The organism is Campylobacter concisus, from assembly GCF_002912425.1.
GTDB lineage: Bacteria > Campylobacterota > Campylobacteria > Campylobacterales > Campylobacteraceae > Campylobacter_A > Campylobacter_A concisus_AH.
Genome location: NZ_POYR01000095.1, coordinates 1 through 3,307, shown reverse-complemented (window position 1 = coordinate 3,307; position 3,307 = coordinate 1). Strand labels below are relative to the sequence as shown.

Annotated in this window: 2 protein-coding genes and 1 pseudogene; 1 reads left to right on the top strand and 2 read right to left on the bottom strand. The window is 41.1% G+C overall.

Translation table 11 applies throughout. From position 1 onward, the window contains the following. Window positions 1-226: pseudogene (locus tag CYP84_RS05020) on the bottom strand (hypothetical protein); the annotation flags it as partial. 115 nt (window positions 227-341) lie between these two features. Beyond that, the gene (locus tag CYP84_RS05015; protein WP_021089010.1) at window positions 342-1,403 is read right to left on the bottom strand and encodes a TRAP transporter substrate-binding protein; all 1,062 of its coding nucleotides are present in this window, start codon (window positions 1,401-1,403) and stop codon (window positions 342-344) included. Between the two features lie 92 nt (window positions 1,404-1,495). Between CYP84_RS05015 and pyk the strand changes: the two genes are divergently transcribed. Then, window positions 1,496-2,947, top strand: a complete 1,452-nt coding sequence (pyk, locus tag CYP84_RS05010; protein WP_103636870.1) for a pyruvate kinase — start codon at window positions 1,496-1,498, stop codon at window positions 2,945-2,947. The last annotated feature ends 360 nt before the right edge of the window (window positions 2,948-3,307 follow it).

The window sequence follows — 3,307 nt, the reverse complement described above, 5'->3', positions numbered from 1 at the left end:
CTCTATTATTGTTTTTAAAGAAATCATCAAGGTATTTATCCCTCTCTTCCTCCCTCTTATCTATCTCTTTCTCTAGCTTTTCATCAAATACATAAACACCACCATATTTTTTAGCAATGCTCTCTTGTTCGCTAGTTAGATCAGAAATTCTTATAAAGCCATTAAAATAAGCAAGTGGTAGAAGTATAAATAAGCAGATAAAAACTATAAATTTGACTTTTTTCATCTCTTTTTCCTATGAAATTTTCACTATTGTCTTATTTTTTGCTTTAAAGTCTTATTGTGATTAGTTTTTGCGGTAGTTTTAAATTTTAAAAAGCAGGGAGAGCTCCCTGCTGTGGTTATTTCTCTTCGTTTGTTTTGATATAAGCGTAGTCAGAAATTTTAGTCCATTCTCTTGCTTTTTTAAGGAAAGCTCTTTGAGACTCGACGATCTCTTTAAATAGTGGATCTTTTGCACTCTCTTCATCAAGTAGCTCATTTGTAGCCTTTTTAAGAGCTGCGATGACCTCTGGTGGGAAAGATTTTACTTGGATGTCTGGATACTCGGCCTTCATCTTGTCCCAGTACTCTACGTTTGCGTAAAATACCTTAGTATTCACATCTCTTGCCACCTCAGCAGCAGCCGCTTCAAAGATCGCTTTTAGATCATCTGGAAGTTTTTCATACGCATTTTTGTTGAAGAAAAACTGAGTTTCGCCATCTGGCTCTTGCCAGCCTGTGTAGTAGTATTTTGCCACTTTGTGAAAGCCAAGTGCCATGTCGTAAGCTGGGCTAACCCACTCTACCGCATCGATCGTGCCCATCTCAAGTGCCATGTAAAGCTCGCCAGTTGGGATAGTGTTGATATTTGCGCCAAGTTTAGCGTAAATTTCACCGCCAAAGCCTGGAATTCTGATCTTTAAGCCTTTGATATCATCAACTGACTTGATCTCTTTTTTAAACCAGCCGCCCATTTGCATACCAGTGTTGCCAGCTCTAAAAATTTTGATGTTATACGGGTCAAAAACTTTTGCCTCTAGCTCTTTGCCACCGCCAAATTCATACCAAGCTGTTTGCTCGTCGGTATTCATCATAAATGGCGTTGCTGTAAAAAACATTGTCTTAGGGTCTTTGCCTTTGTAGTAGTAGCTAGCTGTGTAGCCGATGTCGTACTGACCGCTCTTTGCAAAGTCAAGCATCGCAAAAGGCGACTTGTGTTTTGACGGATAGTCGATCCTGATCTCGATGCGGCCGTTACTCATCTTTTCGACCTTCTCTTTTAGCTCTTTTGGCACATCACCAAGCACTGGCATAGTGCTCTCCCATGAGGTTGCAAGCTTGAGCTTATAGACTTTGTCATCTCCCATGGCAGCGCAAGCAAGAGCAGCTAGGCCAAGAGATGCTAATAAAAATTTATTCATACTCTCTCCTTTAAAAATTTTGCATATTATACAAAAAATTTACATTATTAAAATGTGTTATAATCGCAAAAATCAAATTACAGGGCATAAAAATGATAAAAAAGACGAAAATTGTAGCGACTTTAGGGCCAGCAAGTGACAACGAAGAGACGATGGAAGCGATGGTTAAAGCAGGTGTTAATGTTTTTCGTTTAAATTTTAGCCACGGAACACACGAATACCACAAATCAAACATCGACAAGATAAGAAACATCGAAAAAAGACTAAACAAACGCATAGGCATCTTGCAAGATATCTGCGGTCCAAAGATCAGAGTTGGCAAACTTAGCGAGCCATTTTACTTAAAAGCTGGCGACGAGCTTAGCATCTACGCAGAGGATGTCGTGGGTGAAAAGATCGAAAAGGGCGTTTATAGGGTGAGCCTAAATCAGCCTCAAATTTTACCTATGCTAAAGGCTGGCGAGTATGTCTATCTCTATGATGGCTCGATCAGAGCAAGAGTTACAGGCGAGGGCAAAGATGTGGTAAAAACGATCATCGAAAATGACGGAATTTTAAACTCAAACAAAGGGGTAAATTTCCCAAATACCACCCTTGGCATCGACATCATCACGCCAAAAGATAAAGAGGATATGGAATTTGGCGCAAAGCAGGGTGTAAATTTCGTTGCCATTAGCTTCGTGCAAGACGCAAATGACGTGATAAAAGCAAGAAATATCTTAAAAGAATTTGGCTCCAAAGCAGCTATCTTATCTAAGATCGAAAAATTTGACGCAGTTGAAAACATAGACGACATCATCGCAAAGAGCGACGGTATCATGGTAGCTCGTGGCGATCTTGGCATAGAAGTGCCATTTTACAAGGTGCCAACCATACAAAAGCTCATCATCAAAAAGGCAAATGCAGCCAGCAAGCCAGTCATCACAGCAACTCAGATGATGCTAAGTATGGCTGAGCATGAAACTGCTACAAGAGCGGAGATCAGTGATGTAGCAAACGCCGTGCTAGACGGCACTGACGCAGTTATGCTAAGCGAGGAGAGTGCGATCGGCAAAAACCCAGTCGCAGTCGTAGAGGCGATGAGCAAAACGATCATACAAACGCAAAGCATCTATCCATACAATAAATTTGACGAATTTGACTTTTTTGACGAGACAGACATGGTCGCAAATAGTGCAGCTTCACTAGCTGTTCGCATCAAGGCAAATGCGATACTTTCTATCACAGGCTCAGGCAAATCAGCCATAAAGCTAGCTAGAAACCGCACAAGTATCGACATCATCGCTATCGCACACGACGAGCAGACAGCTCACATGCTTACCCTTGCTTGGGGCGTGACGCCAGCGCTTGTGCTTGAAAAGACAAAGCTAAATGTCCTACTTGCAAATGTCATCAAAAAGGCTTATGACGCTGGATACGTCGAGCATGACAAGACCTATCTCGTCACAGCTGGCCACCCAACAGGCGTAGAGGGCAGCACAAACCTCATACGTATCATCAGACGTGACCAACTTGATTATTACCTAGACCTTGCAACCGAGTAAATTTATGGATTTAGTGCCTGATATTTTGGGCACTAAAATTTCTTTTAAATTTAGAGCCGTGATATGCCAGCTCTAATTTTAAAATTCGCTTGAACTTTTTTGTAAAAATTAAATTTTTAGTTCGTAGCGACAAATTTTAAAACTTTCATTCACTCGCAAGAATTGACTACTAAAATTTGGCTTCGCTCATCGCTTAGCTCAAATTTTAGAGCCGAAATCACTCGTTCATGAAATTTTTTAAAATTTACCTGACACTTGCCAGACAATAAACTGCATGCAGTGCGAAGCACCGTTGCATGCCCTTTGAACGTGCGAGGGGTTTGGGGGATTTAAAAAGGGGGATAAGGGGACGGCTTCGTT

Coding starts and splice junctions, on each gene's coding strand:
- pyk (WP_103636870.1), top strand. CDS start 1,496: ATGATAAAAAAGACGAAAATTGTAGCGACTTTAGGGCCAGCAAGTGAC.
- CYP84_RS05015 (WP_021089010.1), bottom strand. CDS start 1,403: ATGAATAAATTTTTATTAGCATCTCTTGGCCTAGCTGCTCTTGCTTGC.